23 protein-coding genes and 1 other RNA gene are annotated in these 25825 nt (G+C 60.9%); 5 read left to right on the forward strand and 19 right to left on the reverse strand.

Annotated features, from left to right (window positions below):
- Positions 1-62: 62 nt before the first annotated feature.
- On the forward strand, positions 63-1553 hold the full coding sequence (locus tag P5706_RS27690) for a diguanylate cyclase (RefSeq protein ID WP_285683327.1): 1491 nt from the start codon (positions 63-65) through the stop codon (positions 1551-1553).
- Positions 1554-1752: 199 nt separating this feature from the next.
- Here P5706_RS27690 and lpxC read toward each other — a convergent pair whose 3' ends face one another.
- From lpxC to rsmI, 18 genes are all read right to left on the reverse strand, one after another.
- Positions 1753-2664 carry a UDP-3-O-acyl-N-acetylglucosamine deacetylase gene (gene lpxC / locus P5706_RS27695; protein WP_003171886.1) on the reverse strand — a complete coding sequence of 304 codons (912 nt, stop codon included), beginning with the start codon at positions 2662-2664 and terminating at the stop codon, positions 1753-1755.
- A 112-nt stretch (positions 2665-2776) separates the two neighbouring features.
- Positions 2777-3982: a cell division protein FtsZ gene (gene ftsZ / locus P5706_RS27700; protein WP_056858975.1), complete on the reverse strand. Its 1206-nt coding sequence runs from the start codon at positions 3980-3982 to the stop codon at positions 2777-2779.
- A gap of 66 nt (positions 3983-4048) precedes the next feature.
- Positions 4049-5314 (reverse strand): cell division protein FtsA, encoded by a 1266-nt coding sequence (gene ftsA / locus P5706_RS27705; RefSeq protein WP_017138181.1) that lies wholly within the window; start codon positions 5312-5314, stop codon positions 4049-4051.
- A 15-nt stretch (positions 5315-5329) separates the two neighbouring features.
- Positions 5330-6199 (reverse strand): cell division protein FtsQ/DivIB, encoded by an 870-nt coding sequence (locus tag P5706_RS27710; protein ID WP_017138182.1) that lies wholly within the window; start codon positions 6197-6199, stop codon positions 5330-5332.
- A 4-nt stretch (positions 6200-6203) separates the two neighbouring features.
- Positions 6204-7160, reverse strand: coding sequence for a D-alanine--D-alanine ligase (locus P5706_RS27715; protein WP_138816786.1), 957 nt, complete (start codon positions 7158-7160; stop codon positions 6204-6206).
- Positions 7157-8602 carry a UDP-N-acetylmuramate--L-alanine ligase gene (gene murC / locus P5706_RS27720; RefSeq protein ID WP_285683334.1) on the reverse strand — a complete coding sequence of 482 codons (1446 nt, stop codon included), beginning with the start codon at positions 8600-8602 and terminating at the stop codon, positions 7157-7159. Before murC ends, P5706_RS27715 begins: the two co-directional genes overlap by 4 nt.
- A complete protein-coding gene (gene murG, locus P5706_RS27725; RefSeq protein WP_285683336.1) occupies positions 8595-9665 on the reverse strand; it encodes an undecaprenyldiphospho-muramoylpentapeptide beta-N-acetylglucosaminyltransferase in 1071 nt (356 codons plus the stop codon). Before murG ends, murC begins: the two co-directional genes overlap by 8 nt.
- Positions 9655-10872, reverse strand: coding sequence for a putative lipid II flippase FtsW (gene ftsW / locus P5706_RS27730; protein ID WP_285683337.1), 1218 nt, complete (start codon positions 10870-10872; stop codon positions 9655-9657). The genes murG and ftsW overlap by 11 nt, the downstream gene beginning before the upstream one ends.
- On the reverse strand, positions 10869-12215 hold the full coding sequence (gene murD, locus P5706_RS27735; protein WP_285683338.1) for a UDP-N-acetylmuramoyl-L-alanine--D-glutamate ligase: 1347 nt from the start codon (positions 12213-12215) through the stop codon (positions 10869-10871). Before murD ends, ftsW begins: the two co-directional genes overlap by 4 nt.
- Before the next feature lie 6 nt (positions 12216-12221).
- Positions 12222-13304 carry a phospho-N-acetylmuramoyl-pentapeptide-transferase gene (mraY, locus tag P5706_RS27740; RefSeq protein ID WP_017138188.1) on the reverse strand — a complete coding sequence of 361 codons (1083 nt, stop codon included), beginning with the start codon at positions 13302-13304 and terminating at the stop codon, positions 12222-12224.
- A complete protein-coding gene (locus tag P5706_RS27745; protein ID WP_285683339.1) occupies positions 13304-14674 on the reverse strand; it encodes a UDP-N-acetylmuramoyl-tripeptide--D-alanyl-D-alanine ligase in 1371 nt (456 codons plus the stop codon). Before P5706_RS27745 ends, mraY begins: the two co-directional genes overlap by 1 nt.
- On the reverse strand, positions 14667-16130 hold the full coding sequence (locus tag P5706_RS27750) for a UDP-N-acetylmuramoyl-L-alanyl-D-glutamate--2,6-diaminopimelate ligase (RefSeq protein ID WP_285683340.1): 1464 nt from the start codon (positions 16128-16130) through the stop codon (positions 14667-14669). Before P5706_RS27750 ends, P5706_RS27745 begins: the two co-directional genes overlap by 8 nt.
- The gene (locus P5706_RS27755) at positions 16130-17872 is read right to left on the reverse strand and encodes a peptidoglycan D,D-transpeptidase FtsI family protein (protein WP_285684906.1); all 1743 of its coding nucleotides are present in this window, start codon (positions 17870-17872) and stop codon (positions 16130-16132) included. Before P5706_RS27755 ends, P5706_RS27750 begins: the two co-directional genes overlap by 1 nt.
- Positions 17872-18165 (reverse strand): cell division protein FtsL, encoded by a 294-nt coding sequence (ftsL, locus tag P5706_RS27760; RefSeq protein WP_016974244.1) that lies wholly within the window; start codon positions 18163-18165, stop codon positions 17872-17874. Before ftsL ends, P5706_RS27755 begins: the two co-directional genes overlap by 1 nt.
- Positions 18162-19109, reverse strand: a complete 948-nt coding sequence (rsmH, locus tag P5706_RS27765; RefSeq protein WP_017138192.1) for a 16S rRNA (cytosine(1402)-N(4))-methyltransferase RsmH — start codon at positions 19107-19109, stop codon at positions 18162-18164. The genes ftsL and rsmH overlap by 4 nt, the downstream gene beginning before the upstream one ends.
- Positions 19106-19561 carry a division/cell wall cluster transcriptional repressor MraZ gene (mraZ, locus tag P5706_RS27770; RefSeq protein WP_003171868.1) on the reverse strand — a complete coding sequence of 152 codons (456 nt, stop codon included), beginning with the start codon at positions 19559-19561 and terminating at the stop codon, positions 19106-19108. Before mraZ ends, rsmH begins: the two co-directional genes overlap by 4 nt.
- 355 nt (positions 19562-19916) lie before the next feature.
- Positions 19917-20270, reverse strand: an RNA gene (gene rnpB / locus P5706_RS27775) — RNase P RNA component class A.
- Positions 20271-20366: 96 nt separating this feature from the next.
- The gene (gene rsmI / locus P5706_RS27780) at positions 20367-21272 is read right to left on the reverse strand and encodes a 16S rRNA (cytidine(1402)-2'-O)-methyltransferase (protein WP_200430832.1); all 906 of its coding nucleotides are present in this window, start codon (positions 21270-21272) and stop codon (positions 20367-20369) included.
- A 165-nt stretch (positions 21273-21437) separates the two neighbouring features.
- Between rsmI and P5706_RS27785 the strand changes: the two genes are divergently transcribed.
- From P5706_RS27785 to P5706_RS27800, 4 genes are all read left to right on the forward strand, one after another.
- The gene (locus tag P5706_RS27785; protein ID WP_285683344.1) at positions 21438-23249 is read left to right on the forward strand and encodes a penicillin-binding protein activator; all 1812 of its coding nucleotides are present in this window, start codon (positions 21438-21440) and stop codon (positions 23247-23249) included.
- A complete protein-coding gene (locus P5706_RS27790) occupies positions 23249-23620 on the forward strand; it encodes a YraN family protein (RefSeq protein ID WP_200430830.1) in 372 nt (123 codons plus the stop codon). The genes P5706_RS27785 and P5706_RS27790 overlap by 1 nt, the downstream gene beginning before the upstream one ends.
- Before the next feature lie 92 nt (positions 23621-23712).
- Positions 23713-24306: a phosphoheptose isomerase gene (locus tag P5706_RS27795; RefSeq protein ID WP_007904374.1), complete on the forward strand. Its 594-nt coding sequence runs from the start codon at positions 23713-23715 to the stop codon at positions 24304-24306.
- On the forward strand, positions 24303-24884 hold the full coding sequence (locus P5706_RS27800; RefSeq protein WP_017138196.1) for a BON domain-containing protein: 582 nt from the start codon (positions 24303-24305) through the stop codon (positions 24882-24884). The genes P5706_RS27795 and P5706_RS27800 overlap by 4 nt, the downstream gene beginning before the upstream one ends.
- A gap of 68 nt (positions 24885-24952) precedes the next feature.
- Here the strand turns inward: P5706_RS27800 and P5706_RS27805 are convergent, their stop codons facing one another.
- Positions 24953-25735 carry a YiaD family glycine zipper/OmpA-like lipoprotein gene (locus tag P5706_RS27805; RefSeq protein ID WP_200430829.1) on the reverse strand — a complete coding sequence of 261 codons (783 nt, stop codon included), beginning with the start codon at positions 25733-25735 and terminating at the stop codon, positions 24953-24955.
- Positions 25736-25825 lie beyond the last annotated feature (90 nt).

The following is a 25825-nucleotide window of genomic DNA, read 5'->3' on the forward strand; positions in this document are numbered from 1 at the left end:
CCCACACCAAACCTGCGTTTGCCTACTACGCTATTGGCATCCTCGAAGCGGAAGTACGCCCGATGAGCCCAAGTCTCTACCGACCCACCCGTCGCCCGGAACGCTTGCTGATCCTGGGCAGTTGCCTCACGGTCTTCCTGATCGTGGCGATCGTCACCGCGCTGCTGATTCGTGAACACGCCAATACCTTGCAGGCCGCCAAGCGCACCGCCAATAACATCACTCAACTGATCGACGCCGACGTGCTGCGCAATGTCGAACTCTATGACATGGCTCTCAAGGGCCTGATCGCCGCCACCGAACGCAGCGACCTACAGGGTGTGTCCGCCAATATCCGCCACCTGGTGCTGTTCGATCGCTCTGCCGCTGCCCCCTTCAAGGGCGACATTCTGTTGCTGGACCCCAGTGGTGAAGTGATCGCCGACTCCTCGCTGCTCACACCCAAGACCGGCAACTTCGCCGATCGCGATTATTTTCAGGTACACCGCAAAAACCCCGACCTGGGGCTGTATATCAGCCGCCCATTCCTGGCCCGTTGCGTGTGTGATGACCAGTGGCGCATCGCATTCAGCCGTCGCGTGTCATCGCCGGACGGGCGCTTCCTAGGCGTGGCGGTGGCCTCGATGCGCCTGTCGTACTTCCAACAGCTGTTCAGCAGCCTGAACATCGGCGGCAACGGCACCATCAACCTGATCAACCACCAAGGCATCCTGCTGGCGCAACAACCGCTGCTGGAAGTGGACATGATCGACAAGGACTTGAGCCAACGCCCCAATGTCGCGCGCATGCTGCGTGAACGCGATGGCAGCTTTCGTGGCGTCTCCAGCGTCGACAACCAGCCACGGCTTTATAGTTTTTCGAATGTGGGCACCTTGCCGTTAATTGTCGCGGTGGCGTTGTCCAGCGATGAGGTCTTTGCCCCATGGCGGCGTGCAGCGTGGCTGGTCAGCATGGCCACGGGCGTGTTGTGCATCGGCCTGTTGTGGCTGACCTGGATGCTGAGCAAGGAGCTGCGCCGCCGCCACCGCGCCGAGCAAGTGCTGTCAGAACTGGCAGCCACCGACGCCCTCACCGGCCTCGCCAACCGCCGCACTCTGGACCAGCGCCTGCGCCTGGAATGGGACCGCGCACAACGCTCGACCGAGCCGCTGAGCCTGCTGATGATCGACGTGGACCACTTCAAGGCCTTCAACGACTTGCATGGCCATCACGGCGGCGATGAGGCATTGCGCGCGGTTGCCCAAGTGATCGAAGACAACATCCGCCGCCCGGCTGACCTGGCGGCGCGCTACGGTGGCGAAGAGTTTGCGGTGGTGCTGCCACATACCGACGCCAAAGGCGCCTGGTTGATTGCCGAACACATCCGCAGCAGTGTCGAGCATTTGCCACGAGTGGCCGCTGCCGAAGAGCCTATTACAGTGAGTATCGGCATGAGCACCTGGCAAAAACGCAGCCGCATGTCCCTTGAGGATTTGCTGCTCAATGCCGATCAGGCGCTGTATGAGGCCAAGCACACCGGGCGCAATCGGATTGTGGAGGCTGCGGCCCGCTAGGTGATCGTTCCCACGCTCCGCGTGGGAATGCCTCTTCTGACGCTCTGCGTCTGGCTTCGGGACGCGGAGCGTCCAGGGCTGTATTCCCACGCGGAGCGTGGGAACGATCGGCGCGGAGCGTGGGAACGATCGGAACGATCGGCATAAAAAAAGGCCACCCGAAGGTGGCCTTTCAAAACTAAAGAAAGAGAGTTGTTACTTACACCGCCGCAACGGGACGCATGTAAGAGATCGGTGCGGTGCTGGCATCTTCGAAGGTCACGACTTCCCAAGCGTCTGTCTGCTCAATCAACTTGCGCAGCAGCTGGTTGTTAAGGGCGTGGCCCGACTTGAAGCCTTTGAACTCGCCTATCAGGCTATTGCCCAGCAGGTAGAGGTCACCGATTGCATCGAGGATCTTGTGCTTCACGAATTCGTCTTCATAGCGAAGGCCGTCTTCGTTCAGTACACCATCCGCGTCGACCACAATGGCGTTTTCAACGCTGCCGCCGAGTGCGAGGTTGTGCTTGCGCAGGTACTCGATGTCACTCATGAAACCAAAGGTACGGGCGCGGCTGACTTCTTTTACGAACGAAGTGCTGGAAAAATCCACGCTTGCACTTTGGGTGCGGTCACGGAATACCGGGTGATCGAAATCGATCTCAAAGCTCACCTTAAAGCCTTCGAACGGGACGAAGGTGGCGCGCTTGTCGCCGTCTTCTACTGTCACTTCCCGCAGAATGCGAATGAACTTCTTGGCTGCGTCCTGTTCTTCCAGGCCGGCAGATTGAATCAAGAATACGAAGGGTCCAGCGCTGCCATCCATGATGGGGACTTCGGACGCGGAGAGCTCGACGTAGGCGTTATCGATGCCCAGGCCAGCCATGGCCGAGAGCAAGTGCTCCACCGTGTCCACTTTGACGTCACCGTTGACCAACGTGGTCGACATCGTGGTTTCGCCAACATTTTCCGCGCGAGCAGGAATCTGCACCACAGGGTCCAGGTCGGCACGAACAAACACGATGCCGGTGTCGACAGGTGCGGGCTTGAGGGTCAGGTATACCTTCTCCCCGGAGTGCAGACCTACACCTGTGGCACGGATAATATTCTTCAGGGTGCGTTGTTTAATCATGGCTTGGACCGCTTCAGCGCAAATTGCGAACTGGTATCAACAAAGGCTGGCGATAATAACAGACCAGACCTTTGCTGAACACCAATCACCTTCATAGCCCTGATACATTCCATTAATCGGCCTGACGACGCAAGAATGCCGGGATGTCCAGATAGTCCAGATCATCTTGCGGATTCAGGCTACGGGACGCCGCAGCACCGGCCTGAGCCTGGTTGCGCATCACGGTCGGACGGTCCAGGTCACGATAGTTCACAGACGGCAGTTCCTGGCGCGCAGGCGCTGGAGCGGCAGCTTGCTGGCTGGCGTGGCTGTTGTGGCTGGTATGAACGGTATTGTCGATGACCTTCACAGGCTTCTCGATTTTTGCGCCCAGGCCGGTAGCAACCACGGTCACGTGCAGTTCATCGCGCATGTCCGGATCAATAACGGTACCGACCTTGACCATCGCGTGCTCGGAAGCGAAGGCTTCGATGATGCTACCCACGTCGGAGTACTCACCCAGGGACAGGTCAGGGCCGGCGGTGATGTTCACCAGGATGCCGCGTGCACCTTGCAGGTTCACGTCTTCGAGCAATGGGTTGCGGATCGCCGCTTCAGTGGCTTCGCGTGCACGGTTCGGACCGCTGGCGCAGCCAGTGCCCATCATCGCCATGCCCATTTCGCTCATCACGGTACGCACGTCGGCAAAGTCGACGTTGATCATGCCTGGACGCTTGATGATGTCGGAGATACCGCGAACGGCACCGGCCAGTACATCGTCAGCCTTGGCGAAAGCCGACAGCAGGCTGGCGTCCTTGCCCAGGATGGTCAGCAGCTTCTCGTTGGGAATGGTGATCAACGAGTCGACGCTTTCAGACAGCAGACGGATACCTTCGTCGGCGATCTGCATACGCTTGCGACCTTCGAACGGGAACGGGCGCGTCACGACAGCAACGGTCAGAATCCCCATTTCCTTGGCCACTTCGGCAATGATCGGAGCAGCACCGGTACCGGTACCGCCGCCCATGCCGGTGGTGATGAACACCATGTTGGTGCCTTGCAGCACTTCAGCAATACGCTCGCGGTCTTCCAGCGCGGCTTGACGGCCGACTTCCGGGTTGGCGCCAGCGCCGAGGCCCTTGGTCACGGCTGTGCCCAATTGCAGGATGGTCCGCGCGCCGATGCTTTTCAGCGCTTGGGCATCAGTGTTGGCGCAGATGAATTCAACGCCTTCAATGTTGCTCTTGACCATGTGATTGACAGCGTTGCCGCCGCCACCGCCAACACCGATTACTTTGATAACCGGGCTTGCGGGGATGTTGTCTACGAGTTCGAACATGTTCCCTCTCCTTTCGTTTTCTCTAGTTTTTTCGCCTACTACTTACTGCGGTGTTGCGGTAAATCTTTAGAAATTGCCTTTTACCCAAGCCTGTAACCGCTCGAACAACGGCGCTTTGGCTTCATCGTCGCCGCCACGGTAGCTGTCACGGATGCTCGGGCCCGACAGGGAAATGCCGTCGGTCTGCTTTTGCAGCCCGTACAACAGCAAGCCCACACCGGTGGAATAAATCGGGTTGCGCACCACGTCGCCCAGGCCTTTGACGCCATGGGGCACGCCCAGGCGCACCGGCATATGGAAGATTTCCTCGGCCAGTTCGACCGCGCCTTCCATCTTCGAGGTGCCACCGGTCAGCACGATGCCGGCCGGGATCAAATCTTCGTAACCGCTGCGGCGCAGTTCAGCCTGGATCAGGGTGAACAGCTCGTCGTAGCGTGGTTCGACCACTTCGGCCAGGGCCTGGCGCGACAGCTCGCGCGGTGGACGGTCGCCCACGCTTGGCACCTTGATGGTTTCACCGGCACCGGCCAGTTTGGCCAGGGCACAGGCGTAGCGAATCTTGATTTCTTCGGCGTACTGGGTCGGTGTACGCAGCGCCATGGCGATGTCGTTGGTGACCTGGTCGCCGGCAATCGGGATCACGGCGGTGTGACGGATCGCACCCTCGGTGAAGATCGCGATGTCGGTGGTGCCGCCGCCGATGTCGACCAGGCACACGCCCAGCTCTTTTTCGTCGTCGGTGAGTACCGAGTAGGCCGAAGCCAACTGCTCGAGAATGATGTCGTCGATTTCCAGGCCGCAGCGGCGCACGCATTTTTCAATGTTCTGTGCAGCGTTGACGGCGCAGGTCACCACATGGACCTTGGCTTCCAGGCGCACGCCCGACATGCCCAGCGGCTCACGTACGCCTTCCTGGTTGTCGATCACGTAGTCCTGCGGCAGGGTGTGCAGCACGCGCTGGTCAGCCGGGATCGCCACGGCCTGGGCGGCGTCGAGTACGCGCTCAAGGTCGGCCGAGCTGACTTCACGGTCGCGGATCGCCACGATGCCGTGGGAGTTCAGGCTGCGGATATGGTTGCCGGCCACGCCGACGAACGCCGAGTGAATCCGGCAACCGGCCATCAGCTGCGCTTCTTCAATGGCGCGCTGGATCGACTGCACGGTGGACTCGATGTTCACCACCACGCCCTTCTTCAGGCCCCGGGACGGATGCGTGCCGATACCGACGATTTCGATCACACCGTCTTCCCCGACCTCGCCGACCAGCGCCACCACTTTGGAGGTGCCGATATCGAGACCGACGATCATTTTTCCGCTTTGCACGTTTGCCATGGGTCCTGCCTCTTCTTAATTCTTCGCGACAGCGGGTTTGGCTGTCGTCGGCGCAGCTGGTTCACGCCAGCCGACGGCCAGGCCGTTGGCGTAACGCAGGTCGACGCTCGCAATGTTCGTAATCTGTTCTTTCAAGGTCTTGTCGTAGATGGCAATAAAGCGGCGCATCTTTTCCACCAAGCGGTCGCGTCCCAGCAACAACTCGATGCCCGGGCCGGAACTGCCTGCCCCGGTCGTCAAAAACCAGCTGCCCCGCTCACGCAATTCCAGGCGTGCGATGGAGAAACCCAATGGCCGCAGCATCTGGCTCAGCGCCTGGTACTGCTGCATCACTTGTTGCTGCGCCCGCTGCGGCCCGAACAGCTGCGGCAGGTGCTCATAGTTGGCTACTTCACGCGGCGCAAACGCCTGGCCCTGGTTGTTCAACAGCGCGCCATCGCCCCAACGGGCCACGGGCAGTTGTTCTTCCAGGCGGATCGTCACCTGGTCCGGCCATACACGGCGGACTTCGGCGTGAGCGATCCACGGCATCTGTTCCAGCTCTGCGCGCATACCGGCCAGGTCGATGGTAAAAAAGCTCGCCGCCAGGTACGGGCCGATGCGCTGCTGTACCGCTTGCTGGCTGATGTAGCTCAAGTCGCCCTGCACGCTGATTTTGGTGATCGGCCGGTCGGCATACGGCAACAGGCGTTGTGCGCCCTCGTAAGTGCCGAAGCCCAACGCCACCAGCAACACCGGCCAGAACAGCGCTTTGAGAAAACCAAAGTTGGCTTTCGGCAGGCGCGCCGACATCGGCTCTTTAGCCACCATTCGGCTGGCACCTCGGGGCACCGGCTTGCGGCTGGGCACTGGAGGTTGCTGATGACGAAGCGATGCGCCGTTCATGGGGTTAGCCTCTTGGCTCAATGCTTGCGGCCAGGATCGCCAGCACTAACTGCTGGAAGTCCAGACCGGCGGCACGGGCTGCCATAGGTACCAGGCTGTGATCGGTCATGCCCGGAGCGGTGTTGACTTCAAGGAACCAGAAATTCCCTTGGTCATCCTGCATCACGTCTGCCCGCGCCCAACCGGCGATACCCAGTGCCTCACAGGCTTTCGCCGTGAGGTCCATCAATTCCTGTTCCTTGGTTGCGTCGAGGCCACACGGGATCCGGTACTGAGTATCGGAAGCCACGTACTTGGCGTCGTAGTCGTAAAAGGTGTGGGGCGTGCCCAATGCGATAGGCGGCAATACCTGGCCACGCAGGGTGGCGATGGTGTACTCGGGACCTTGGATCCACTGTTCCACCAACACTTGCGAATCATAGGTACTTGCCGCTTTCCATGCGTCGATCAATTCGGCGGCCGAGTTCACTTTGGCCATGCCGATACTGGAGCCTTCATGGGCAGGTTTGACGATCAAAGGCAGGCCCAGTTCCTTGGCTGCAGAAATACAATCGTCTTCGCTGCACAGCACGCTGTGACGCGGGGTTGGAATACCCAGGCTGTGCCACACCTGCTTGGTGCGCAACTTGTCCATGGCCAGTGCCGACGCGAGGATGCCGCTGCCGGTATAAGGAATGCCCAGGCACTCCAGCAAGCCCTGCATGCTGCCGTCTTCACCGCCACGGCCGTGCAGGATGATGAAGGCACGGTCGATCTTCTCGGCTTGCAAGCGGGCGAGGAAGTCATCGCCCACATCGATGCCGAATGCATTTACGCCGGCGCTTTGCAGCGCTTCGAGCACGGCATTGCCGGACTTGAGCGAGACTTCGCGCTCAGCGCTTTTACCGCCGAACAACACGGCCACGCGGCCGAAGTCGGCGGGCGTGATGGTCGAGAACAGGGAGGCGTAGTCAGTGATCATTTCGACCTCCCCTTTGCCGCCGCAAACAGCGGGCTGGCGAGCAGCTTGGGCGCAAGGCCACCGATATCACCGGCGCCCTGGCACAGCAGAATGTCACCGGCACGCAGCAGCGGTTTGACGATCGGCGCCAGGTCCACACCGCGCTCGATGTAGATCGGGTCCAACTGGCCACGCTGACGGATGCTGTTGCACAGCTTGCGGCTGTCGGCGCCCGGAATCGGCTCTTCACCGGCCGGGTAAACTTCCATCAGCAGCAGCACGTTGGCATCGGCCAATACATTCACGAAGTCGTCGTACAGGTCGCGGGTGCGGCTGTAGCGGTGCGGCTGGTAAACCATCACCAGACGGCGCTCCGGCCAGCCACCACGCACGGCTTTGATCACCGCGGCCACTTCGGTCGGGTGGTGACCGTAGTCGTCCACCAGCATCACGTCGCCGCCGTCTACCGGCAGTTGGCCGTAGACCTGGAAGCGCCGACCCACACCAGCAAAGCGCGACAGGCCTTCGACGATGGCTTCATCGCTGACGCCCTCATCGGAAGCAATGCAGATGGTCGCCAGCGAGTTGAGCACGTTGTGGTTGCCCGGCATGTTCACCGACACGTCCAACGGCTCGCGGTCAGGGCGCAGCACGGTGAAGAAGGTTTGCATGCCTTCCTGGCGCACATTGATCGCGCGCACGTCGGCGTCTTCGCTGAAGCCGTAGGTGACGGTTGGGCGTTTGACCGATGGCAGGATTTCACGCACCACCGGATCGTCCAGGCACACCACCGCCAAACCGTAGAACGGCAGGTTGTGCAGGAATTCGACGAAGGTTTTCTTCAACTTGTTGAAGTCACCGTCGTAGGTGGCCATGTGGTCTTCGTCGATGTTGGTAACCACAGCGACCAGCGGTTGCAGGTGCAGGAAGCTCGCATCACTTTCATCGGCTTCGGCGATCAGGTAACGGCTGGTGCCGAGCTGGGCATTGGTGCCGGCTGCATTCAGGCGGCCACCAATCACGAAGGTCGGGTCCAGGCCACCGGCGGCGAACACCGAGGCAATCAGGCTGGTGGTGGTGGTTTTGCCGTGCGTACCGGCCACGGCGATGCCGTGGCGATAGCGCATCAACTCGGCCAGCATCTCGGCACGTGGCACCACTGGAATACGGCGCTCAAGGGCGGTGGCCACTTCCGGGTTGGAGGTGTTCACGGCGCTGGACACTACCAGCACGTCAGCCTCGGCGGCGTTCTCGGCGCGGTGGCCGATAAAGATCTGTGCGCCGAAGGTTTTCAGGCGATCGGTCACCGGCGACTCTTTCAAGTCCGAGCCGGACACCTGATAACCCAGGTTCAGCAGTACTTCGGCAATCCCGCACATACCCACACCGCCGATGCCGACGAAGTGGATACGACGGATGCGGCGCATTTCCGGCTGCGGCATGGCTTTCTGATTCTCAACCATGGGCCACCTCCAGGCAGATATCGACCACGGTGCGGGTTGCGTCAGGTTTGGCCAGGCGGCTTGCGGTGCTCGCCATGCTGTTGAGTCGTTCCGGTTGCATCAAAACCTCGGTCAGGCGTGCGGCCAAATCGGCGGCGCCAGTCGTTCTTTGCGGCAGCAGGAAGGCAGCGCCCTCCCCGGCCAAATATTCGGCGTTGCGGGTCTGGTGATCGTCGATGGCGTGGGGCAAAGGCACCAGCAAGGACGGCAGACCGGCGGCGGCCAGTTCACTGACGGTCAGCGCACCAGCGCGACAGACCACCAGGTCGGCCCAGCCATAGGCATGGGCCATGTCTTTGATAAAAGGCTGTACGTTCGCCTCGACACCGGCCTCGCGATAGCGGGTAGCGGTGATTTCATCGTGGTTTTTACCGGCCTGGTGGAACACCTCGGGACGCAGGTCCACGGGCAGCAGCGCCAAGGCTTCGGGCAGCAATTTATTCAGCGGCTCGGCACCCAGGCTTCCGCCCAGGATCAGCAAGTGCGGCTTGCGCCCTTCCAGGGCCTGGCGAGCAATGGCCATGAACAGTTCGGTGCGCACCGGGTTACCGGTAGTGCGCAATTTGTCCGAAGCGCCGAAGGTCTTCGGGAACGCCTCGCACACGCGGCTGGCCAACGGCACCAGCAGGCGGTTGGCCGTACCGGCAACGGCATTCTGTTCGTGCACGATCACCGGCACGCCAGCGAGCTTGGCGGCAACACCGCCTGGGCCGGTCACATAACCACCGAAACCGAGCACGCACACCGGCTGCAATTCACGGATGACTTTGCGCGCTTGCCACACGGCTTTGAGCAACACAAACGGTGCCTTGAGCAGGGACAATTTGCCCTTGCCGCGCAAGCCGGTGACGTTGATCAAATGCAGCGGCAAACCGGCATTCGGTACCAATTCATTTTCGATGCCGCGCGGCGTACCGAGCCAATGCACGGTGTAGCCACGGTTCTGGAATTCACGCGCACACGCCAAGGCCGGGAACACATGGCCCCCGGTGCCGCCCGCCATGATCAGCACGTTAGCGCCCATGGTTCGGCTCCTCGGCAAAATCGCTCTCGCTGAATTCCATCTCTTCGCTGCCCAGGTGGGTGCGACTCTCCCACTCGATGCGCAGCAGCAAGCCCAGGCACACGCAGCAGATAACCAACGAGCTGCCGCCGTAGCTGAGAAACGGCAGGGTCAAACCCTTGGTCGGCAAGCGACCGATGTTTACCCCGATGTTGATCAGCACCTGACCAATCCACAAAAACGCCAAGCCGTAGGCGACATAAGCTGCGAAAAACTGCTTGGCTTTCTCGGCCCAAAGACCGATGTAAAGCGCCCGTACGCAGACGAACATGAACAGTGCAACGGTGCACAGGGAACCCACGGCACCGAGTTCTTCGGCCAGCACGGAGAACACGAAGTCGGTATGCGCTTCCGGCAGGTAAAACTGCTTCTGCACGCTATTGCCCAGCCCAACACCCAGCCATCCGCCACGACCAAAGGCGATCAGCGCCTGGGTCAACTGGTAGCCGGAGCCGAACTGATCGGACCAGGGGTCGGTAAAGGTAATCAGGCGCGCCATACGGTACGGTTGTGCTTCCACCAGCAGGTAAACCGCGACCACCGCCAGCACCACCATCATGGCGAACCGGAACAAGCCCACACCGCCGAGAAACAGCATCGCCGCCGCCGCCCCCATCATAACGACGGTGGCACCGAAGTCGGGTTCCATCAGCAGCAGGCCAGCCATCGGCAGCAGCACGATGAACGGCTTGAAGAAGCCCATCCAGCTTTCGCGCACTTCTTTTTGGCGACGCACCAGGTAACCGGCGAGGTAGATCACCACGAACACCTTGGCGATTTCCGACGGCTGCACGTTAAACGCGCCGAAGCCGATCCAGCGCATCGAACCGTTCACCTCGCGGCCGATGCCGGGCAGGATCACCATGATCAGCAAACCAAACGCGCCGATCAGCATCAGCCAACCCAGGCGCTGCCAGGTGGCGATGGGGATCATCATGGTGACGATGCAGGCGCCGAGGCCAATCACCAGGTACACCAAGTGACGGATCATCATGTACAGGGTGTTGCCCGACTGCACGGCGGCGACTTCCGAGGATGCCGAGGTAATCATGACCAACCCCAGGCCCAGCAGCGCCAGGCAGCCGGCGAGCATTGGGAAGTCGAGGTCGACGCCACGGCCCGTGATGATCGGCGATGGGTACGGCTTGATAATATTTCGGAAATTCATGCCAAGGCCTCCACGGCGCGAGCGAACAGCTGGCCACGCTCTTCGTAGTTCTTGAACATGTCGAAACTGGCGCACGCCGGCGACAGCAACACCGCATCGCCCGGCTGGGCCAGGGCTTTGCATTGGGCAATAGCATCGTCCAGCGAGGTGGCGCGTACCTGCGGTACAGCGTCGCCCAGCGCGGCGGCGATCAAGTCCGAGTCACGGCCGATCAGCACGACGGCGCGGCAATGTGCAGCTACCGGACCTTTAAGGTCTTTAAAGTCGGCACCCTTGCCGTCGCCACCGGCGATCAGCACGAGCTTGCCGTCGATATCAGCGCCGAGCCCTTCGATGGCGGCCAGTGCGGCGCCCACGTTGGTGGCCTTGGAATCGTTGTAGTAGCTCACGCCATTGAGGTCGCGTACCCACTGGCAGCGATGCTCCAGGCCAGCAAAAGTGCGCAGGCTCGACAACATTGCATCAAATGGCAGGCCGACGGCGTGACCCAACGCCAAGGCCGCCAGGGCATTGGATTGGTTGTGCGCGCCACGGATTTTCAGCTCACGCACCGGCATCAGGTTCTGGAATTCGAAGGCCAGGTATTTCTCGCCGTTCTCTTCGCGAATCCCGAAGGCTTTGAAATCAGGTTTGCCCAGGCCAAAGGTCCAGCAGGGCATGCCTTCGCCCATCAGCGGACGGCTCAGGGCATCCTGGCGGTTGACCACAAATTGCCTGGCACCGCGGAAAATCCGGTGCTTGGCCAAGTGGTACGCCGGCAGGCCGCTGTAGCGGTCCATGTGGTCTTCACTCACGTTCAACACGGTGGCGACTTCAGCCCCCAGGTCGTGGGTGGTTTCGAGCTGGAAGCTCGACAGTTCCATCACGTACAACTCGTTGTCGTCGCTGAGCAGGTCCAGCGCTGGCGTGCCGAGGTTACCGCCCACGGCCACGCGTTTGCCGGCCGCAGCTGCCATCTCGCCGACCAGGGTGGTCACGGTGCTTTTTGCGTTGGAGCCACTGATGGCCACGATCGGCGCTTTCGCGTTACGCGCGAACAGGTCGATGTCGCCGGACAGCTTCACGCCACGTGCCGCAGCGGCTTGCAGGGCCGGTGTCGCCAAGGCCAGGCCGGGGCTCACGTAAAGCTCATCGGCACGGCACAGAAACTCGACATCCAGCTCGCCACAACGCACTTCCACGTGCGGGTAGTCACGGCGCAGCGTGACCAGCTCCGGTGGATTTTCCCGCGTGTCGGCCACGGCAAACGACGTGCCCCGGTTCGCCAGGAAGCGAACCAGGGACATGCCGCTCTTGCCGAGGCCGACAACGATGCGGAAGTGGTCTGAAGCGATCAGGGACACTCGTTTCTACCTCAGTTTCAGGGTGGCAAGGCCGACCAGTACCAGAATCACGGTGATAATCCAGAAACGGACAATCACGCGTGGCTCGGGCCAGCCCTTGAGTTCAAAGTGGTGATGAATCGGCGCCATGCGGAACACACGACGCCCGGTCAATTTGAAGGAAGCCACCTGGATGACCACCGACAGGGTTTCCATCACGAACACACCGCCCATGATGAACAACACGATTTCCTGGCGGACGATCACCGCGATGGTGCCCAAGGCTGCGCCCAGCGCCAGCGCGCCGACGTCGCCCATAAAGACTTGTGCCGGGTAGGTGTTGAACCACAGGAAGCCGAGGCCTGCACCGATCAGCGCGCCGCAGAACACAATCAATTCACCCGCGCCCGGCACATACGGGATCAGCAGGTATTCAGCGAATTTCACGTTACCCGACAGGTAGCAGAAGATGCCGAGCGCACCGCCCACCATCACCGTCGGCATGATCGCCAGACCGTCGAGACCGTCAGTCAGGTTCACCGCGTTGCTGGAGCCGACGATCACGAAGTAGGTCAGCACCACAAAGCCAACGCCCAGTGGAATGCTGGCGTCCTTGAGCATCGGAATGATCAAGGTGGTTTCCACGGCGCTTGGCGCGGTCATGTAAAGGAAGATCGCGGCACCAAGGCCAAACACTGACTGCCAGAAGTACTTCCAGCGGCTTGGCAGCCCCTTGGAGTTTTTCTCGATCACTTTGCGGTAGTCGTCGACCCAGCCGATCGCGCCGAACAACAGGGTCACCAGCAGCACTGTCCACACGTAGCGGTTGTGCAGGTCAGCCCACAGCAAGGTGCTGATGCCGATGGAAGACAGGATCAGCGCGCCGCCCATGGTCGGGGTGCCGGATTTGGACAGGTGCGACTGCGGGCCGTCATTACGAACCGATTGACCAATTTGCAGGTTCTGCAGGGTGCGGATCATCCACGGCCCCAGGAACAGCGACAAAGACAGCGCAGTCAGCACACCCAGGATCCCGCGCAGGGTCAGGTACTGAAAGACCGCGAAGCCTTTGTGGAACTGTTGCAGATACTCAGCCAGCAGCAGCAGCATTAATGTTTCTCCGTACTTGAGCCACACAAGGCCGCGACGACGTTTTCCATCACCGCGCTGCGCGATCCCTTGATCAAAATGGTTGTTTGTTTGTCGTGTTCAGCCGCCACCAACACCTGGATCAGCTCGGCCTGGGTAGCGAAATGCCGCGCACCGAGGCCGAAGGCGTCGACGGCGTGGGCCATATTCGGGCCGACGGCATAGAGCGCGTCGACTTTGCCACTCGCGTAGGCACCGACTTCGCGGTGGGACTGCTCGGCCCAGTCGCCCAGTTCAGCGATATCGCCGAGCACCAGCACCTTGCGCCCAGCGAAGCTTTTGAGCAGGTCGATAGCGGCGCAGACCGAGGACTGGTTGGCGTTGTAGGTATCATCAATCACACGCATGCCGTTGGTCGCCAGTTGCGCCACGGTGCGACCCTTGACGGGCTGTACCGCGCCCAAGCCGGTGGCGATACCGAACAGCGACACACCCAACGCCGATGCGGCAGCGGCGGCGGCCAAGGCATTGGCGACGTTATGGTTGCCCAGCAGGTTCAGTTGCACGTGCTCGCTGCCTTGCGGTGTGTGCAAGGTAAAGGACGGGCAGCCACGGGCATCGACGGTGATGTCGGCAGCGTGGAAATCAGCGGCCGCGTTGAGCACGGCAAACGTCAGCACCTTGCGCCCGGCAGCGCGTACACGCCAAGTCTCGAAGGCCTTGTCGTCGAGGTTCAATACAGCCGTGCCCGAGGCATCCAGGCCTTCCAGGATTTCGCCCTTGGCCTCGACGATTTTTTCCGGGCCACCGAACTCGCCGACGTGGGCGGTGCCGGCATTGTTGATGATTGCAACGTGGGGCTTGGTCAGCGCCACGGTGTAAGCGATTTCGCCGACGCGCGAAGCGCCCAGTTCGATCACCGCCGCCGTGTGTTCCGGGGCCAGTTCGAGCAGGGTCAGCGGCGCACCGAAATCATTGTTCAGGTTGCCACGGGTGGCGAGTACCGGCCCGCGCGTGCGCAACACGCCAGCGAGCAGTTCCTTGACCGTGGTTTTACCGCTGGAGCCGGTGATGGCGGCAACCGGCTTATCAAATGCGGCGCGGTTCAGCGCGCCCAACTGACCAAGGGCCAGGCGGGTATCGGCGACCAGCAACTGCGGCAAAGTGGAGTCCGCCACTTCTCGCTGCACCAAGGCACCTACGGCACCTTTGGCGGCGACTTCGTTCAGGTAGTCGTGCCCGTCGAAACGCGGGCCCGCCAGTGCAACAAACAGCTGCCCCGGCTGGATGTTGCGACTGTCGATACTGACGCCGTCGAAGCGGCAATCGCTCGACACTACACGGGCCGACAAGGCCTGGGTCAGCTCGCTGAACTTCATCGCCTTAAGCATGGGCGACCTCCCAGGCAGTCAGGGCGTGATCAGCCTCGACCAGATCGGAGAAGGCATGGCGTTTGCCGTTGATTTCCTGGTAGTCCTCATGACCTTTACCGGCCAGCACCACCACGTCGTCAGCACTGGCGCTGGCGATCAGTTGGGCTATGGCGGCGCCGCGACCAGCAACAAAGGTGACCTTGGAGGCGTCTTTAAAGCCGACACGGATGTCGTCGAAAATCTGGCGCGGGTCTTCGCTGCGCGGGTTGTCGTCGGTGACGAGCACGCCATCGGCCAGGCGCTCGACGATCTCCGCCATCAGCGGGCGCTTGCCACGATCACGGTCACCGCCGCAGCCGAACAGGCAGAGCAATTTGCCCTTGGCATGGGGGCGCAGGGCTTCGAGGACTTTTTCCAGCGCGTCCGGGGTGTGGGCGTAATCGACCACCACCAGCGGCTGTGAGCCGCCCCCCAAACGCTGCATGCGACCGGCCGGGCCTTCGAGCTTGGGCAGTACCCGCAGGATTTCGTCCAGGGCGTAATCCAGGCCCAGTAATGCGCCAACAGCCGCCAGCACGTTGCTCAGGTTGAAACGCCCGAGCAAGGTGCTGCGCAAGTGGTGTTCGCCCTGGGGCGTGACCAGCGTAGCGAGCACGCCTTCGTCATTAAATTGGGCTTCGCGGCAATACAGATACGCGCTGGAGTCTTCCAGGCTGTAAGTGATCAGGCGCGCTTCGCTGTCTTCGGCGGCCAGTTGGCGTCCGAATGCGTCATCCAGGTTGACCACCCGGCACTTCAGGTCATTCCAGGCAAACAGCTTGGCCTTGGCGGCGGCGTACGCCTCCATGGTGCCGTGGTAGTCGAGGTGATCGCGGGACAGGTTGGTCATCACCGCCACGTCAAACGCCAAGGCCGTCACGCGGCCCTGGTCGAGGCCGTGGGATGAGACTTCCATGGCAACCGCCTTGGCTCCGGCCTTTTTCAGGTCGGCCAGGGTCGCTTGCACGGCGATCGGGTTCGGCGTGGTGTGCAGGCCGCTTTGCAGCGCGCCGTAAAAACCGGTGCCCAGGGTGCCGACTATGCCGCAATGCTGGCCCAGCAGGTCGAGTGCCTGCGCGACCAACTGGGTCACGCTGGTCTTGCCGTTGGTGCCGGTCACGCCGATCAGGTTCAACTGACGGCTCGGGTCGCCATAAAAACGCCCGGCGATATCCGACAGTTGCGCAGCCAGTGACTTGACCGGAATCAACGGCACATCGGTGATCGGCAGCACGGTGGCGCCTTCGACTTCATAGGCGACAGCGGCCGCGCCACGTTGCAGGGCATCAGCGATGTGCGCACGGCCATCGAGCTTGCCACCAGGCACCGCCAGGAACAGGTCACCGGCGCGTACATTACGGCTGTCCAGGCTCAGTTCACGAATCAGCAGATCGCGTCCGGCGTGGGCAAAAATCTTGTTCAGGCTCAGAGACATCAGCCGCGCCCTCCATTGGCTTTGACAGCTGCGGCCGGTGGTCCGGCGTTCGCTTGTTGAGTCGGCGGCAGGTTGTCCGGCGTGATGTTCATCAGGCGCAGGGTGCCGGACATCACTTTGCTGAACACCGGCGCCGATACCAGGCCACCGAAGTAGCCGGCTTTGCTGGGTTCATCAATCACTACGACGATGGCGTAGCGCGGGTCGCTCATCGGGCCGAAGCCGGCGAACAGCGAGCGGTAAGAGTTTTCGGCGTAGCCCTTGGTGCCCACCGCCGTCTTACGCGCAGTACCGGACTTGCCTGCCACGTGGTACGCCGGCACCTGGGCACGGAATACGCCACGCGGTGCTTCGATCACTTGTTGCAGCATGCCCTGCATGGTCTTGGCGACGTTTTCAGGGATAACTTGAGTGGCCGGCGGCGCGGCATCCAAGTGGATCAGGCTCAGTGGAACCATCCGGCCATTATTGGCCAATACAGAGAAAGCGTGAGCCAATTGGATCGCGGTCACCGACAGGCCATAGCCGTAGGAAAGCGTGGCGGTTTCAGCCTTTTTCCAGTCACGATAATTCGGCAGGTTGCCGACGCGCTCGCCCGGGAAGTCCAGGCCCGTAGGCTGGCCCAAACCGATTTTTTGCGCGAGCTGGTAGATGGCTTCACCACCGATATCGAAGGCGACCTTACTCATGCCCACGTTACTGGAGTTGATCAGGATACCTGTCAAATCCAGCACCGGACCTTCGCTGCGCGACACGTCACGAATGGTGTATTTACCCAACTGCAAGGTGCCTGGGTAAACCTCGACTTTGTCGCTGGGTTTCCAGCGCCCGGTTTCCAGGGCGGCACTCATGGAGACGGCCTTCATGGTCGAACCCGGCTCGAACACGTCGATCATTGCGCGGTTACGCATCATCGCTGGCTGCAGGTTGCGACGGTTGTTCGGGTTGTAGGTCGGCTGGTTGACCATGGCGAGGATCTCGCCGGTCTTGACGTCCATGATCACCAGGCTGCCGGCCTTGGCGCCGTTCTCGATGATCGCGTTACGCAGCTCGCGGTTGGCCAGGTACTGCAGGCGCAGGTCAATCGACAACGCCAAGGGCTTACCGGCCTTGGCGTTTTTGGTCACTTGGACATCTTTGATCAGTCTGCCGCGCCGATCCTTGATGACCTGCCGTTTGCCGGGCACCCCGGCCAGCCATTCGTCGTAGGCCAACTCCACACCTTCACGGCCGTGGTCATCGATGTCGGTAAAGCCAACCATATGCGCAGTGGTTTCACCCGCCGGGTAGAAACGACGAAACTCCTCGATGCCATAGACACCGGGGACTTTAAGGTCGAGCACTTGCTGGCCCTGCTCAGGCGTCAGCCCACGCACCAGATAGATGAATTCCTTGTTGGCCTGGGCTTCCAGACGCTCGCTCAAGGCTTTAGGGTCCTGGCCCAGCGCGGCAGCCAGCTCAGGCCATTTGTCCTTAGCGGTTTGCAGCTCCTTGGCATTGGCCCACAGGGTGGTCACCGGCGTACTCACGGCCAGAGGCTCGCCGTTACGGTCGGTGATCAGGCCGCGGTGCGCAGGAATCGGGATATGCCGCAGGCTACGGGCATTACCCTCGCCGATCAGGAAGTCGCGGTCGATCACTTGCAGGTCGATAATCCGCCATGCAATCGCGCCAGCCATCAAAGCCAAGATGCCGAGCATCAGGCGAAAGCGCCACGGGTAAAGTGCACCTTCAAGTTTCATCATGGCGCCACCATCCGCACTTCGGCCGCACCAGGAATGTGCATTTTCAGCTGTTCGGTGGCCAGCACTTCGATGCGGCTATGGGCCGTCCAGGTGCTTTGCTCAAGGATCAACCGGCCCCATTCCGCCTGCGCTTTATCACGCACGCTCAATTCCCCGTACAGGGTGTTGAGCAATTGGCGGTTGTAGTGGGCGCTGTAAGACACCGCAATCGCGGACACCAGCACGCCGATAAACAGCAGCAACATAAAGAAGCTGCCGCCCGGGAGGGGCTTGGCGAAAAGCTTGCTCACCGCAGCTTCTCCGCGACGCGCATGACGGCGCTACGGGAACGTGGGTTGGCCTTGAGTTCGGCTTCGGAAGCGAACTGCGCTTTGCCATGGATTTTGATTTTCGGCACAAAGGCTTCGAAACGCACCGGCAGGTTGCGCGGCAGGTTGTCGGACTCGCCCTTGACCAGACGCCGCATGAACAGTTTGACGATGCGGTCTTCCAGGGAGTGGAAGCTGATCACCACCAGGCGACCGCCCACTTCCAGGGCGTCCAGAGCGGCTTCGAGGCCGGCTTCCAGATCACCCAATTCGTTATTGACGTGAATACGCAGGCCTTGGAACGCGCGGGTTGCCGGGTTCTTGCCCTTTTCCCACGCAGGGTTGGCGACTTTAAGCACTTCGGCCAGGTCGGCGGTGCGCTCGAACGGCTGGATTTCACGGCGCTCAACCACGGCACGAGCCATGCGGCCGGCGAAGCGTTCTTCACCGTATTCCTTGAACACGCGGGTGATTTCTTCATGGGGCGCAGTGGCGATGAACTGCGCAGCGCTGATGCCACGGGTCGGGTCCATGCGCATGTCGAGCGGGCCGTCGTTCATGAAACTGAAGCCGCGCTCGGGGTCGTCAAGCTGTGGCGAGGACACGCCCAGATCGAGCAAAACCCCAGCCACCTTGCCTGCCATGCCGCGCTCGGCGACTTCGGCACCCAGCTCGGCAAAGCTGCGCTGCACAACGACAAAGCGGCCGTCTTCGGCCGCTAGCGCTTGCCCGGTGGCAATCGCTTGAGGGTCTTTGTCGAACCCGAGGAGTTTACCGTCGGAGCCGAGCTGGCTGAGTATCAACCGGCTATGTCCGCCCCTGCCGAAGGTGCCATCCACATAGCAGCCATCCGCGCGTACGGCGAGAGCCTCAACGGCTTCGTCAAGCAGTACGGTGATGTGGTTAAAGCCGCTATCAATAGTCACAGGATCAAATCACGCAGTTCATCAGGCATAGCGCCCGGTTGTTGAATAGCAGCCAGGTCTGCTGCAGAAACAGCATCCCAGGCATCTTCGTCCCACAATTGGAACTTGTTCAGTTGGCCCACCAGCATTGCGCGCTTATCCAGCTTGGCGTACTCGCGCAAGCGCGGCGGCACCAGGAAACGACCACTGCCATCGAGTTCAAGGTCGACGGCATTACCAATCAGCAGACGCTGCAGGCGGCGGTTTTCTTCACGCAATGAAGGCAGAGCGCGCAACTTGGTTTCGATCAACTCCCACTCATCGAGGGGGTAAACACACAAACAAGGGTCAACGGCGTCAATCGTGATGATTAACTGGCCTGAACTTCGCGAAATGAGCTCGTCACGATACCGGCTCGGCATGGCGAGACGGCCTTTTGCATCGAGACTGATAGCGTTAGCTCCGCGAAACACAGATGCGTTTCTCCAAATTTTAGCGTTTTACGTTCAAAAAACCCACTTTGTGCCACTTTCCGCCACTTGCGCACACTATAGGAATGCGCCCACCACACCGTCAAGGCGCGGATTCAAGGAAAAGCCTTACAGAACGGAGATTTAGGAACGTAAAAGGAGGAGAAACGCGAGTTCAGCGATGTTTTTGACTCAACAACCGCAAATAGCTCATGGAGCTATGGCTTAAAGTTAAAGTGATTTATTAAGAGTAAGATTTTTTTGGTATTACGAAGATGCATCTGCCAATGATTTGGCAGGGAGGGATTCTTGCGTTACTACCAGGTTTCTGTACGAGATTCGGACAGAAGGAAAAAAGGTGGAGAGTCGATCTGTAAGCCGGGTTCTGTCTTGAACAGTCATTCGTCTACGATGGCCATCACTGGACATCTTTAGCAACCTACCCGGTCCCAGCGCGGGCCACGCCTTGGGACCCTATTTGGTCTTGCTCCAAGTGGGGTTTACCTAGCCACGAACTGTTGCCAGACGTGCGGTGCGCTCTTACCGCACCTTTTCACCCTTACCGGCACCGAAGTGCTTAGGCGGTTATTTTCTGTGGCACTTTCCGTAGGCTCACGCCTCCCAGGCATTACCTGGCACTTCGCCCTATGGAGCCCGGACTTTCCTCCCCCCCCTAATTTTCATAGAGGGCAGCGACTGTCCAATCGACTCTCCGCCGCGCAGGTTAACGGCACGGCGGCTTCAGGACAAGTATTAAAAGTGCAGCAATGCCATCACGTTCAGACGGAAGACCGGTTTAACCCCGGAACTATTCGGCCTTCTGCTTATCCAGCGCAACTTGATACAACACATTCTTGCGCAAGCCGGTAATTTCAGCCGCCAGGGCTGCCGCACGCTTAAGCGGCATTTCCTTAAGCAGCAGATCGAGGATGCGCATCGCCTCGCTGCCCACCGCATCTTCATTTTCCGGCGCGGTCCAGCCAGCCACTAGCACCACACACTCACCGCGCTGCTGGTTACTGTCGCCCTCGACGAACGCCCGCAGCTCTTCCAGCGGCAAGCCCTTGAGGGTTTCGAAGGTCTTGGTCAGCTCCCGAGCCAACAGCGCCAGACGCTCACCGCCGAACACCAACTCCATGTCTTGCAGGCATTCCAGGATGCGGTGCGGTGCTTCGTAAAAGATCAAGGTGCGCGGCTCTTCCTTTAAGGCTTGCAGGCGCGCACGGCGCCCAACCGCCTTGGCGGGCAGGAAACCTTCAAAGATAAAACGGTCCGACGGCAAGCCGGCAGCCGATAATGCCGCAATCAGCGCGCACGCTCCCGGAACTGGCACTACATTGATACCAGCGGCACGCGCCTGGCGAACCAGGTGGTAGCCAGGATCGGAAATCAACGGGGTACCGGCATCCGAGATCAACGCCACATCGTCGCCCGCCAGCAAGCGCGTGATGAAACGGCTGCCTTCCTCGCGCTCGTTATGCTCATGGCACGCAGCTAATGGCGTGCTGATACCAAAATGCTGCATCAAACGCTGGGAGTGCCGCGTGTCTTCCGCCGCGACCAATTTTACGTCGCGCAACACTTTCAGCGCCCGAGCACTGATGTCGTCCAGGTTGCCAATGGGCGTCGCCACGACAAAAAGCGAGCCTGCAGTGGAATTCAAAGGACCTGGAGCAGTCAAAACGCACACCTCGATGGTTAGGAAAAGTCGCATTGTAGCGCGTAGGCGCCTCGATAATATGCCCTCGGGTTCGGCCATCGATGCCGGCTCGTAACATTTACACGACCTAAATCGATGGTTTCACGCCAGTAACATCGCGCCTGGGCCAGTGCTTGGGTACAATTCCACGCTAATTTGATCGGTATCAGGAACACTTACATGATCGCTTGCCTGCGGCTGCTCTCCGCCCTCTGCCTCGCTGCCTTACTGGCCGCGTGCGCCAGCTCGCCCTCGTCCAGCCTTGGCGACCTCCCTCGGACCCCGGATGCCAGTATCGAGCAACTGCTCGAACAGGCCACCAACGCCAGTACGCCAGAAAAGGCCGCGATGTTGCGCCTGAGTGCGGCAGACCTGGCCTACCACCAGAACAACCCTGGCCGCTCGGCGCAGATTCTTGCGCAGGTGCCCCTGGATGTCCTGAAGCCGGCCGCACAAGTGTTTGCCAGCACCCTGTCCGCGGAACTGGCCATGGCGCGCAACCAGCCCAAAGCTGCGCTGGCTGCCCTGAACCACCCCAGCCTGCAAAGCCTGAAGGAACTGCCGACTGACCAGCAGGTGCGCACCGGCACCGTGCATGCCCGCGCCTATGAAGCCGATGGCCAGACCCTGGCTGCCGCGCGTGAGCGAGTTGCCATGGCCCCCCTGCTGACGGGTGATGCCGCCAAGAACAACCACGAAGCCATCTGGGCGCTGGTCGCCGCGCTGCCTGCTGAGCAACTGCAAGCCAGCGGCAACCCGACCCTCGACGGCTGGATCACCCTGGCCCAGGCGATCAAGGGCGCCGGTACCCTGGAACAACAGCAAGCCGCCATTGATACCTGGCGCGCGCAGAACCCAGGCCACCCGGCGGCAGTCGACCTGCCGACCCCACTGACCAAGCTCAAGGAGCTGGCCAGCCAGCCATTGACCAAAATCGCGTTGCTGCTGCCGCAGGAAGGCCCTTTGGCGGCGGTCGGCAAGGCACTGCGTGAAGGCTTCATGGCCGCGCACTTCCAGGCCGAACAAGCCGGGCAGAAACCCCCGGTCATCGAGTTCTATGACAGCTCGCGCCTGACCTCCCTCGACGACTTCTACGCCAAGGCCCAGGCCGCCGGCGTGCAACTGGTGGTCGGCCCGCTGGAGAAACCGCTGGTCAAGCAGCTCGCTTCCCGCGGGCAATTGCCGATCACCACCCTGGGCCTCAACTACAGCGAACTTAACGAAAACCCGCCGCAACTGTTCCAGTTCGGCCTGGCCGCTGAAGACGAAGCCCGCGAAGTCTCGCGCCGCGCCCGTGCCGACGGCCTGCACCGCGCCGCCGCCATGGTGCCGCGTGGCGAATGGGGCGAGCGTGTCTATAAAGCCTTCCGTCAGGACTGGGAAGCCAATGGCGGCACCGTGGTGGGTGTCGAGTACGTCGATCAGCCGGTTGCCCTCGCCCAGCAGATTGCCGACCTGTTCCAACTGCGTAAAAGCGAAGGCCGCGCCAAGAGCCTGCAAAGCACGGTCGGCACCGACGTCGCCGCGCAACCTTCGCGCCGCCAGGACATCGAGTTCATCTTCCTGGCTGTGACCCCGCAACTGGCCCAGCAGATCAAACCGACCCTGAACTTCCAGTACGCCGGTGATGTGCCTGTGTATGCGACGTCCCATGTGTTCAGCGCCAGCGGCGACAAAAACCAGTACCTGGACATGACCAACGTGATGTTCTGCGAAACCCCATGGCTGCTTAACACCACCGACCCGCTGCGCAACCAGGTTGCCGCGCAATGGCCACAGGCCAATGGCAGCCTTGGCCGCCTGTATGCGATGGGTGTGGATGCCTACCGCCTGGCGCCGCGCCTGGGCCAACTCAAGGCACTGCCGGACACCCGCGTTGACGGCCTGTCGGGCAACCTGGGCATCGGCGCCTACCAGCGTGTCGACCGCCAGATGCCATGGGCGAAGTTCGTCGGTGGCGAGATTCAACGCCTGCCGGACACCCCGCGCTGATGCCCGAGCGGTCCAGCGCACAAAGCGGCAAGGACGCCGAACTGCAAGCTCTCCATTACCTGCAACAACAAGGTCTGCGCCTTCTGGCGCAGAACTGGTTATGTAAACGCGGTGAGCTTGATCTGGTCATGCTTGACGGCGATACAGTAGTATTCGTCGAAGTCCGCTACAGAAAACACGCACAATGGGGTGGCGCGCTCGCCAGTATCGACGGGCGCAAGCGTCAGAAGCTGATACTCGCCGCGCAGTTTTTCCTGCAAAAAGAGCATCGCTGGGCTGACAGCCCCTGCCGTTTCGATGTGGTTGCCATGGAAAGCACACCGGCAGGCCCAGCTGATTTGAACTGGCTCAAGAATGCCTTCGACAGCTGATTCCCCGGATATCTTCACCACACACTTTTGCTCTTTGCTTTGCGGGCTGCACATTTCTGTGCCGAACAGCCGCGCTACTTAAGGTCACACAGATGGACATGCAATCCCGAATTCGCCAGCTTTTCCAGGCCAGTATCGACACCAAGCAACAGGCGATGGACGTACTTGCACCGCACATCGAGCAAGCCAGTCAGGTCATGGTCAATGCCTTGCTCAACGAGGGCAAAATGCTTTCGTGCGGCAACGGCGGTTCGGCCGGTGATGCCCAGCACTTTTCCTCCGAGCTGCTCAACCGCTTCGAGCGCGAGCGCCCGAGCCTGCCGGCCATCGCCCTGACCACCGATTCGTCGACGATCACCTCGATCGCCAACGACTACAGTTACAACGAAATCTTCTCCAAGCAGATCCGCGCCCTGGGCCAACCCGGCGATGTGTTGCTGGCGATTTCCACCAGCGGCAACTCGGCGAACATTATTCAAGCGATCCAGGCCGCACATGACCGCGAAATGATTGTCGTAGCCTTGACCGGGCGCGACGGCGGCGGCATGGCCTCGCTGTTATTGCCTGAGGACGTGGAGATCCGTGTCCCAGCCAACGTCACTGCACGCATTCAAGAAGTCCACCTGCTGGCGATCCACTGCCTGTGCGATCTGATCGACAGCCAACTGTTCGGGAGTGAAGAATGACCGTTAACCGCCTCAGCCTTTTGGCCATTACGCTGTGCCTCGCCATCAGCGGCTGCAGCACGGCAATCACTGCGACACGTGACACACCCATTCAGGATGACCGGGGCACACGCACTTTCGGCAGCACCATCGACGACTCGCTGATCGAAACCAAGGTCAAGGTCAACGTCGCCAAGGCCGCTACCGACCTGGGCAACGGTGCCTCGCGCATTGTGGTCACCAGCTTCAACGGCGTGGTGCTGCTGGCCGGGCAGACGCCGCGAGCTGATCTCAAGGCCCAGGCCGAACAAGCCGCCTCGACGGTTCAGCGGGTCAAGAAGGTCCACAACGAGCTGCAGGTCATGGACCCGATCACGCTGCTGGCCATCAGCAACGATGCGTTGCTGACCACCAAGATCAAGGCGCAGATGCTCACCGACAGCGGTGTACCCGGCTCGCGCATCAAGATCGTCACCGATAATGGCATCGTCTACATGATGGGCCTGCTGACCCAGGCGGAAGCCACCCGTGCGGCCAACCTGGTCCAGGGTGTGTCCGGTGTGCAGAAGATCGTGAAGGTGTTCGAATACATCGACTGATGTAATCGCCAGCCACAAAAAAGGGCGCCGTGCATTGACTGCACGGCGCCCTTTTTAATGCCCAGGGTTTACTGGTACTGCTGGTACGGGTTGCCCTGGAACTGGTTGTTCTGCTGCGGCGCCTGTTGTTGCTGCTGCTGTTGACCAGGCTGGCCGTATTGCTGGCCAGGGATCGGGCCGAGGTTGACCTCAACGCGACGGTTCTGGGCACGGCCATTCACGTCGGCGTTGCTGGCAATCGGGTTATCCGGGCCGGCGCCACGGGCACTCAGGTTGGTCGGGCTCACGCCTTGAGAGGTCAGGTAGTTGGCCACGCTCTGGGCACGACGCTGGGACAGGTCCATGTTCAACTGGCGGCTACCCGTGCTGTCGGTGTAGCCGACGATCTGGATGGTGTTCTGGTTGAACTGCTTGAGGGAGTTGGCCAGGTTATTGAGCGGCTGGTAAAAACTGCTGGCAATGGCGTCGGAGTTGGTCGCGAAGGTGATGTTGCCCGGCATGATCAACTTGATCTGGTCGCCTTGGCGCTGCACCTCAACACCGGTGTTGGCCATGCTTTCACGCAGTTTCTTTTCCTGCTGGTCGGCGTAGTAGCCATAACCGGCGGCGCCCAGGCCTGCAATGGCACCACCGATCAGTGCGCCCTTGCCACGGTTGTTATGGTCAATGGCAGCACCCGCCAGCGCACCGGCCAAAGCACCCAGGCCGCCGTATTTGGCGGTTTTGCTGATGCCCCCTTCGGAACCATTGCTGGCCTGTCCCTGGCTGCCGTCATAAGGATTGGGTGAAGCGCAGCCGGACAACAGGGCTACGGCGGTGGCAACAACAAGAAGACGACGCGGAGTAAACATGAAGGGAGCTCCTACTTTTGCATTCTGTGGTGCAAAGGACATTGGCAATGGGCCTGTGCCGAGTTTGGATCGCGACAAACGGTAAAAATT

The organism is Pseudomonas sp. ChxA, assembly GCF_030263855.1.
In the GTDB taxonomy this organism is placed as follows: domain Bacteria; phylum Pseudomonadota; class Gammaproteobacteria; order Pseudomonadales; family Pseudomonadaceae; genus Aquipseudomonas; species Aquipseudomonas fluorescens_CB.

Excerpts from the sequence above, each read along its gene's own strand:
- ftsW (WP_285683337.1), bottom strand. The coding sequence starts at position 10,872 with ATGAATTTCCGAAATATTATCAAGCCGTACCCATCGCCGATCATCACG.
- P5706_RS27785 (WP_285683344.1), top strand. The coding sequence starts at position 21,438 with ATGATCGCTTGCCTGCGGCTGCTCTCCGCCCTCTGCCTCGCTGCCTTA.
- murG (WP_285683336.1), bottom strand. The coding sequence starts at position 9,665 with ATGGGCGCTAACGTGCTGATCATGGCGGGCGGCACCGGGGGCCATGTG.
- P5706_RS27800 (WP_017138196.1), top strand. The coding sequence starts at position 24,303 with ATGACCGTTAACCGCCTCAGCCTTTTGGCCATTACGCTGTGCCTCGCC.
- rsmI (WP_200430832.1), bottom strand. The coding sequence starts at position 21,272 with ATGCGACTTTTCCTAACCATCGAGGTGTGCGTTTTGACTGCTCCAGGT.
- murC (WP_285683334.1), bottom strand. The coding sequence starts at position 8,602 with ATGGTTGAGAATCAGAAAGCCATGCCGCAGCCGGAAATGCGCCGCATC.
- P5706_RS27745 (WP_285683339.1), bottom strand. The coding sequence starts at position 14,674 with ATGCTTAAGGCGATGAAGTTCAGCGAGCTGACCCAGGCCTTGTCGGCC.
- lpxC (WP_003171886.1), bottom strand. The coding sequence starts at position 2,664 with ATGATTAAACAACGCACCCTGAAGAATATTATCCGTGCCACAGGTGTA.
- P5706_RS27715 (WP_138816786.1), bottom strand. The coding sequence starts at position 7,160 with ATGATCACTGACTACGCCTCCCTGTTCTCGACCATCACGCCCGCCGAC.
- P5706_RS27750 (WP_285683340.1), bottom strand. The coding sequence starts at position 16,130 with ATGTCTCTGAGCCTGAACAAGATTTTTGCCCACGCCGGACGCGATCTG.
- P5706_RS27710 (WP_017138182.1), bottom strand. The coding sequence starts at position 6,199 with ATGAACGGCGCATCGCTTCGTCATCAGCAACCTCCAGTGCCCAGCCGC.
- ftsZ (WP_056858975.1), bottom strand. The coding sequence starts at position 3,982 with ATGTTCGAACTCGTAGACAACATCCCCGCAAGCCCGGTTATCAAAGTA.
- P5706_RS27805 (WP_200430829.1), bottom strand. The coding sequence starts at position 25,735 with ATGTTTACTCCGCGTCGTCTTCTTGTTGTTGCCACCGCCGTAGCCCTG.
- P5706_RS27790 (WP_200430830.1), top strand. The coding sequence starts at position 23,249 with ATGCCCGAGCGGTCCAGCGCACAAAGCGGCAAGGACGCCGAACTGCAA.
- P5706_RS27795 (WP_007904374.1), top strand. The coding sequence starts at position 23,713 with ATGGACATGCAATCCCGAATTCGCCAGCTTTTCCAGGCCAGTATCGAC.
- ftsA (WP_017138181.1), bottom strand. The coding sequence starts at position 5,314 with ATGGCAAACGTGCAAAGCGGAAAAATGATCGTCGGTCTCGATATCGGC.
- mraY (WP_017138188.1), bottom strand. The coding sequence starts at position 13,304 with ATGCTGCTGCTGCTGGCTGAGTATCTGCAACAGTTCCACAAAGGCTTC.
- P5706_RS27755 (WP_285684906.1), bottom strand. The coding sequence starts at position 17,872 with ATGAAACTTGAAGGTGCACTTTACCCGTGGCGCTTTCGCCTGATGCTC.
- P5706_RS27690 (WP_285683327.1), top strand. The coding sequence starts at position 63 with ATGAGCCCAAGTCTCTACCGACCCACCCGTCGCCCGGAACGCTTGCTG.